Origin of the sequence: Thermomonas sp., assembly GCF_025993755.1 — a bacterium.
GTDB lineage: Bacteria > Pseudomonadota > Gammaproteobacteria > Xanthomonadales > Xanthomonadaceae > Thermomonas.
Map to the genome: position 1 here is coordinate 1 of NZ_JAMQHN010000097.1, position 7,425 is coordinate 7,425.

Below are 7,425 nucleotides of genomic sequence, written 5' to 3' on the forward strand. Positions count from 1 at the left end.
GCGTGAGATAGCGCGGCGGGTCGGAAACGAATTTCGCTTGGCAGCGTGCCGAACAGAAGTGGTAGTCGGTGCCGGCGTGGCTGGCGTGATGCGGCGTGGTGTCGGGATCGACCTGCATGCCACAGACCGGGTCGATCACGGCGCTATCGGATGTCGGTACCTTGGTCGCACAGCAACTGCCCTTCCCTTCCCCTTTGGCCGAGGTCGTCGTGTAACGCTCGGGGTCGGTCACGAATTTTTCCCTGCAGCGTGCCGAGCAGAAGTGGTAGTCGGTGCCGGCATGACTGACGTGATGCGATGTCGTGTTGGGATCAACCTGCATGCCGCAGACCGGATCGATCACGGTGTTGTCGGATGCTGGTGCCGGCTTCTTGTTCGCACAGCAACTGCCCTGCCCATGCGCGTCGTGATCGGAATGCGTGTGCGTGTTCATGCGGCGTCCTCGTTGAGTGCGTGCAGGATCGGGCAAGCGCCCAATGCCCCATGCCCGGGACATGCCTTGATCAGCGTCCGCAATCCGTCGCGAATCCTCGTGAGTTCCGCCAGCTTGGCCTCGACGCCCGCCAGCTTCTGCTCGGCGGCTGCCTTGAGGCTGCCCATGTCGTTCTCGCGATGGCTGGAGAGTGCGAGCAGTTCGCGAATCTCTTCCAAGGTGAAACCCAGTGCCTTCGCGCGACGCACGAAACTCAGGCGCAAGACATCGGCGCTCTGGTACCGACGGTAGCCGGACGGTTGACGTTCCGGCTCCGGCAGCAGTCCTTGCCGTTCGTAGTAGCGCACGGTGTCGATGGGGACACCGGTGCGTTGGGCGAGTTCACCGATCTTCATTGAGGGACCTCTTGCGTCTGGAATGCCGCCAGTCTCCACCCTTGAGTAAAGTCCAGAGTCAAGCCCTGCTGCATGCGGCCATCCATGTACGTTCAGTGCGCTGCAAAGGCCGCTGTCGTGCCGTCCCGACGCACCAGTTCGACGGTGTACGGCTCCGAATGCCCGTCCGGCATCTCCATACCGGGCGATCCCATTGGCATGCCGGGCAGCACCAGTCCCTTGGCGTCGGGTTTTTCGGCCAACAGGCGCTTCACGTCCGCGGCCGGCACGTGGCCTTCAATGAAATAGCCTCCCACCTCGGCGGTATGGCAAGACCCCTTGCCATACGGCACGCCCACGCGTTCCTTCACCGGATTGACGTTGTCCTCGTCGCGTACCTCGACCTGGAATCCGGCTTGGCGCATGTGGTCCACCCACAGGCCGCAGCAGCCGCAACTCGGGCTCTTGTGAACGACAACGAGCGGCAGCGCTTGCGTTGGTGCGGGCACTGGTGCCACTTCGGCTGTGACCTCGGCAGCGCGTTCTGGTGCTGGCGCCTGTTTGGCGCAGGCGCCCAGCGATACGACAGCGCCCAGCACCAACACGGCCGTTGCAGCATGCATCGACATGGTCTTCCTCCTCATCGCTTCGCCCGCGAGGACCAATGGATATGGACAATGCGCCAGCCGTCCTTACCGCGCTTGAGCACCACGGTTTCGGTGCTCAGCGTGGTCACCGGCTTGCCGTCCTTGCTGGTGTGCAGTTCACTTTCGCTGCCAACCCACGCCAACTCGCCCGCCACTTTGGCCGTGCGTTGCTTCAACTGCACATGCGCGCCTTTCAGGAACTCGGCGTCGTGCGTTGCATGCCCGCCCATGTATTCGGCTTTCGAGTGCTCGGCACCGCCGCTTTCTAGGATCAGTACATCGTCGGCCAACCAGGTGCCAGCACGCTTCAGATCACCGGCCTGCAATGCGCTTGAGAAGGCATCCACGGCCGCAACCGCAGGCTTCGCCTCGGCGGCGATGGCAGGTACGTTGGTCTTCGCATGCTGCGCAGGGTCATGTGCTTGCGATGCAAATGGAAGCACCAGCAAGGCGAGGAAAACAATTCGATGGATCATGGGATTCGCGGCTCCGGTCAGTGTTGGTGATCGTGGCCATCGCTGGCCGGTTCTGTTTCGGGCATGTCCATGCCGGCATGCGGGTCGGCGGTGGTCGGCTTCGCAGTGGCAGGCGTGGCCGTGGGTTTTGCGTCGTGGACGTGCTTCTTGCCGTCGGCATGGATGTGCACTTCACCGGACGGTGCCTTCGTGTCCTTCGGCGCATCGACGTGCGGCGGTGTGCCCGAAGGGTGCGAGTGCGGCATGGGCGTATCCATCGGCATGCCCGCCATCGCGTTGTGCTCCTCTCCTTCGGTGTGCGCGTGCGCGTCGCCCTCGTCGTGATGGTCCTCGCCGCCCTCGGCATGCGCGTGGCCCTCGGACTCACCGCCACCGTGCGAATGACCACCGCTGCTGGCGACGAGCGCCTGATATTGCTCGGGTGTGAGCTTGGGCAGTGCCTGCAGGAACGCCGCCATGTTCCAGATGTATTCGTCGTCCATGCTCTTGCCCCAGGCCGGCATGCCTGAGGCCTTGATGCCGTGCTTAATCACCCAGAACGCAGTGTCGGCGTCGACCGTTTCCTTACTCAGATTCGGCGGTGCCGGATACAGGCCCATGCTCAGTTCGGTGTCTTGCATGCCCGGGCCGAGGTGGCAGCCGGTGCACATGGCGTTGTAGTTGCCAGCCCCCTGACGGATGCGCGCCGGGTCGTCGAGATCGGCGGGCACTTGCAACTTGTTCGCCCGTACCTCGATGGAGCGTTCGCGCAGGGCTTGCAGCGTCGAGTACACGGGTCGGGTGTGGGTGTCGTCCGCGCCGATGTTGTAAATACCGGACCAGACAAAACCGGCTGCCGCCGCGAGGGCGACGCCGGACAGGATGCTCAGTGTGAGCAGGGACTTTCGGGTAACGAACGGCATGATGGTCTCCCCCAATCAGAACCAGATCCGGATCCCCGCCACGAAGCGGGTGTCGTTGACGCCTTCGTCCGCCGCGCGACGAAAATCTGCAGTGCGACCGAAGGCGCGTTCATGAACCACGCCGATGTACGGCGCGAATTGCCGGGTGAACTCATAGCGCAGGCGTAAACCGGCCTCGGCGGTGCTCAGACCGGAACCGATGCCGCGGCGTTCGTCGTTCTTGCCGTAGAAACTGACTTCAACCAGCGGCTGCAGGATCAACCGGTTGGTCAGCAGCGTTTCGTATTCGGCCTCCAGGCGCGCAGCGGTCTGGCCGGATTGGCCGAGATACGCGGTCGCTTCCACCTCGAACTTGTACGGCGCCAGGCCCTGCACGCCGATCGCAACGAAGTCCTGCGATGCGCCCGGTTTGAAGTCGTGGCGCACGCCGGCGACCACATCCCACCAGCGGGCGAATGCACGGCCGTACAGCACTTCGAGATCCGCGCCTTCGGTGTGCCCCCCTACTCGCTCGCCCTCGCTGCGCAGCCAGAGCTTGTTGAGATCGGTGCCGACCCAGGCTTGGCCTTCCCATGCCATGCCGGTGCCATCGTCGGTATCGAAGCCTTCGAGGCGGTTGAACAGCACATAGTGCTGCACGCCGTTGTCGTGCACAGGATGATCATTCGGTGGCGGGATGGCCGCTGCACGAACTTCATCCGTGAGTACCGGAATCGGCGTGATGGGTTGGTCGGCGGGACGCGGCATGGCATGCCCCATCGCGGCATGATCCATTGGCACCGGTTGGGCGGCGTCATGTCCCATGGCGCTGTGGTCCACGGCAGCCGGTTGCTGTGCCGGCATCGCGTGGCCCATGGCCGCGTGATCCATCGGTGCGGCGGGTACCGCTGCCTTCGTCTTCGGCGTGGCGGCGGGTTTGGCCTTCGGCTTTGGTTTTACCTTCGGTACGGCTTTCGGTTTGACCTGGTGCTGCGTGTGATCCTGCATCGCCGGCATTTGGTGCTGGGAATGATCCTGCGCAGCAGGCATCGGCATCTGGTATTGCGAGTGATCCTGTGCAGCGGCATTCAAGGCCAGCAGCAGGCCAGCAGCGAGTGCTGCGAGCGTCATGATCGTCTTCATTCGTCGACCCTCACGGTGCGCATCATTCCCGCTTCCATGTGGTAGAGCAGATGGCAGTGATAGGCCCAGCTGCCGAGCGCGTCGGCCCGCACGCGGTAACTGCGTCTGCTGCCGGGCGGCATGTCGATGGTGTGCTTGCGTACGAGGAAGTTGCCTTGATCGTCCTCGAGGTCGCTCCACATGCCATGCAGGTGGATCGGGTGCGTCATCATCGTGTCGTTCACCAGCACGATGCGCATGCGTTCGCCGTAGTTGAGTCGCAGCGGTTCGACGTCCGAGAACGTCTGCCCATTGAAGCTCCAGGCGAAGCGTTCCATGTGACCGGTGAGGTGCAGTTCGATGTCGCGGCCAGGATCGCGCCCGTCTGGATCGTCGAAGGCACTCTTGAGCATCGAATAGCTCAAGACCTTGCGTCCGTTGTCGCGCAGGCCGATGCCCGGATCATCAAGCCGTGAACTGACCACCATGGCCTGGTTGTCGACCAGCGGATTGCGCGTTTCGCTGGCCGGGTGCGTGACCGTCCTCCCGGAATCCATGCCGGCCATCGAGCCATCTTTCATGGTCGCCATGTCGTGACCTGCATGCGGATCGGCTTCGGCCGGCTTCGACGTCTGCGCCATCGCGCCATGATCCATGCCGGCCATGCCCATGTTGGCGCCACAGCTCATTTCCATGCCCTTGCCGCCGGACATGTCCATGCCACCCATGCTTCCGTGATCCATGCCCATGTCCTGCATGGTCAGCAGCGGACGAGGATCGACCGGCGGAATCGGCGCACGAAGCCCTTCGCGCACGGCCAGCGTGCCGGCGACGAAACCGGTGCGGCCCATGTCCTGCGCGAAAATCGTGAAGGCATCCTGCCCCGACGGCTCGACGATCACGTCGAAGGTTTCGGCAGTGGCGATGCGGAACTCGTCGATGGTGACTGGATGCACGTACTGACCATCGGCGGCCACCACGGTCATCTTCAGGCCGGGTATCCGCACGTCGAAATGCGTCATCGCCGAACCGTTGATGAAGCGCAAGCGGATCTTCTCGCCGGAGCGGAACACGCCGGTCCAGTTGCTCAGCGAGGTCTCGCCATTCATCAGGTAGGTGTAGGTGTTCGCATTGACGTCCGACAGATCGGTCGGCGACATGCGCATCTGTCCCCACATCTTGCGGTCGTCGATCGTGGTCGCAAGACCATTTCGCTCAGCATCACGCAGAAAATCCCCGACCGTGCGCATGTAGTAGTTGTCGTACATCGACATCTTCTTCAGCCGCGCGAACAGCCGTGTGGGGTCCATGTCGGTCCAGTCGGACAGCATCACCACGTAGTCGCGGTCGTAGGCGAACGGTTCAGGTTCGATGGGATCGATGATGAGCGGGCCGTAGAGCCCGGCCTGTTCCTGGAATCCCGAATGGCTGTGGTACCAGTACGTACCGCCCTGATTCACCTTAAACCGATAGTGGTAGGCCTCGCCCCGGTGGATGCCGTCAAAGCTCAGCCCAGGCACACCGTCCATGTTGGCCGGCAGCAGGATGCCGTGCCAATGGATCGAGGTTTCATGGCCAAAGATCGAGCCTTCCGGCAGCGCATTGGAGACACGCAGGTTGACCGTCGTACCCTCGCGCCAGCGCAGCAGCGGTGCTGGAATCGAGCCATTGACGGTGACTGCTGGACGCGTGCGCCCGGTGAAATTCATCGGCGTCTCGCCGATGGTCAGGTCGAACTCGGTACCCGACAGGACATTCGGATTACCGGGGCCTTTGAGCGCCCAACTGAGTTTGGGCCAGAGACCCAGGCTGGCCACAGCACCACCCGCGGCCAACCCCTGCACGAATCGCCGCCGCGACGGTTTGAACAACCCGTCGGCATTGCGGCCGAAAGCATCGGAAGACATGTGAACTCCATCAAAGTGTCATAGGCCAGCACAAGCGCTGGACCACTGCCTGCAAAGCACGTCGAACGGCGACGCGCGCAAGCGAACCGGCGCCCGGGGCGCCAAAGGACACTTAGCCGATGGGAGGTCGGATCAGATGGGGCAACGGTGGTGTTGCATGGCCCAAGGCCATCGATCGCACGCTACCGACATGCAGCAGGGCGGTGCCCTGGAAGGCCATCACCGGCACCATGGCGGCCGCCTGATGCACGCATGCACAGGTACAGGTGCTCGACTTGCAGCAATCGGGTGACTGGCCGGGTTGCTTGTCCTTGGTAGCCGTTGCCGCATCGGCCGCATCCTGCGAATGCGCGGGCTGCCCGTCGTGGTGGCATGGCATCTCGGACTCGGCACTCGCCATAGGCGCGACCGGAGTACTTGCGGCTTCATGCCCATCCGCGTGCATCTGCATCATCTGCACAGACGCCATGGCCGAGGCTGCCCCGTTGAATACCAAGGCAACGCACAGCAACAGACGCAACAGGATGGCGCGGGTGGACATGGCCTTACTTTAACTCGCGAGCGTGCTCAGGGGTAAAGGAATCATGAATAGCACGAGCCTATCTCTGGACTATGGTAAAGGGTTCAACACCCACGGCCCAATGAAGCTACTTGCCGGGAAGACGACCCCGCTTCGACTTGGAAAGTTCCACACCCTCGACCTGTTTGAGAAGGTCCTTCTTCTGGCGGAGGGACAACTCATTCCAACGTAGTAACAGCGCGGCCAATAAATCGTCTTCGGTGTAGAGGAACGCGGGAGGAATCCCCAGCACCTCCGCCAACCGCTTCGCGGTCTTGAGTTGGGGCTCGTGTTTGCCTCGCTCGTCGTGCTCGGATGGCAGCGCCGCCGCGGAAAGGTGGAGTCCGCCTTTCCGCGGCTGGCAATGCTGGCGGGCGGCGCACTTGCTACGCTGGCATGGAACGGCCACGCCGCCGCCGGTGAAGGCGCGTCCGGTGCGCTGCGGCTTGCTGCGGGCCTGGTCCACCTGCTCGCGGCAGGCGGCTGGGTTGCCGCGGTACTGGTGTTCCTGGGCCTGCTCCTGCGCAGGGAGGCGGTCTCCGGCAGTAGGCGCCTTCGAGCGACACATGATCTTCTGCACGGATTCTCGACGCTCGGCACGATCTTCGTTGCTGCGCTCATCGTGTCTGGCATCGCGCACTACGGTGATCTCACCGCATGGTCGTTGTCGACACTGCTCCAGAGCACGTACGGGAACCTGCTGCTGGTGAAGCTTGCCCTGTTCGGAGGAATGCTGGGCCTGGGTGCATTGCACCGCTGGACGCTGGTGCCGCGTCTGGGACGCGCCCTGGCCAGCGGCGATCCTGTGCAGGAAGTGCGGGCCCTGCGGCAGAGTGTCGCGGCTGAGGCCACACTGGCCATCCTGATCTTGATCGTCGTTTCGGTGCTGGGAACGCTCAGCCCCGCGGCTGCCTGAGCGCGATGGAGCATAGTCTTGATGGTTCCTCCCCGCCGAGCATCGGCACGAACTCCCCCGCCGTCTCCGTGCTTGACCAGAAATTGATCTGGATCAGTTGCACCGGATCA

Annotated in this window: 9 protein-coding genes; 1 reads left to right on the plus strand and 8 read right to left on the minus strand. The window is 63.2% G+C overall.

Features of this window, described 5'->3' with window-relative positions; genetic code table 11:
* From Q0X16_RS06720 to Q0X16_RS06755, 8 genes are all read right to left on the minus strand, one after another.
* On the minus strand, nucleotides 1–433 hold a 433-nt coding region (locus tag Q0X16_RS06720), incomplete at its 3' end, for a YHS domain-containing protein (RefSeq protein ID WP_297832334.1).
* Entirely contained in the window at nucleotides 430–828 is a 399-nt protein-coding gene (locus Q0X16_RS06725) for a heavy metal-responsive transcriptional regulator (protein ID WP_297832337.1), read from the minus strand. The genes Q0X16_RS06720 and Q0X16_RS06725, both read right to left, overlap by 4 nt.
* Before the next feature lie 92 nt (nucleotides 829–920).
* Complete coding sequence (locus Q0X16_RS06730) at nucleotides 921–1,430, minus strand: DUF411 domain-containing protein (protein ID WP_114959248.1); 510 nt, start codon at nucleotides 1,428–1,430, stop codon at nucleotides 921–923.
* A 17-nt stretch (nucleotides 1,431–1,447) separates the two neighbouring features.
* On the minus strand, nucleotides 1,448–1,930 hold the full coding sequence (locus tag Q0X16_RS06735) for a nuclear transport factor 2 family protein (protein ID WP_190281004.1): 483 nt from the start codon (nucleotides 1,928–1,930) through the stop codon (nucleotides 1,448–1,450).
* A 17-nt stretch (nucleotides 1,931–1,947) separates the two neighbouring features.
* Complete coding sequence (locus Q0X16_RS06740) at nucleotides 1,948–2,832, minus strand: cytochrome c (RefSeq protein WP_297832346.1); 885 nt, start codon at nucleotides 2,830–2,832, stop codon at nucleotides 1,948–1,950.
* A 15-nt stretch (nucleotides 2,833–2,847) separates the two neighbouring features.
* Complete coding sequence (locus Q0X16_RS06745; protein WP_187570530.1) at nucleotides 2,848–3,954, minus strand: copper resistance protein B; 1,107 nt, start codon at nucleotides 3,952–3,954, stop codon at nucleotides 2,848–2,850.
* Nucleotides 3,951–5,840 carry a copper resistance system multicopper oxidase gene (locus Q0X16_RS06750; RefSeq protein ID WP_297832353.1) on the minus strand — a complete coding sequence of 630 codons (1,890 nt, stop codon included), beginning with the start codon at nucleotides 5,838–5,840 and terminating at the stop codon, nucleotides 3,951–3,953. Before Q0X16_RS06750 ends, Q0X16_RS06745 begins: the two co-directional genes overlap by 4 nt.
* Before the next feature lie 112 nt (nucleotides 5,841–5,952).
* Nucleotides 5,953–6,381, minus strand: coding sequence for a CopL family metal-binding regulatory protein (locus Q0X16_RS06755; RefSeq protein ID WP_114958842.1), 429 nt, complete (start codon nucleotides 6,379–6,381; stop codon nucleotides 5,953–5,955).
* A 307-nt stretch (nucleotides 6,382–6,688) separates the two neighbouring features.
* Here Q0X16_RS06755 and Q0X16_RS06760 point away from each other — a divergent pair, with 307 nt between their 5' ends.
* Nucleotides 6,689–7,315, plus strand: coding sequence for a CopD family protein (locus tag Q0X16_RS06760; protein WP_240311022.1), 627 nt, complete (start codon nucleotides 6,689–6,691; stop codon nucleotides 7,313–7,315).
* The last annotated feature ends 110 nt before the right edge of the window (nucleotides 7,316–7,425 follow it).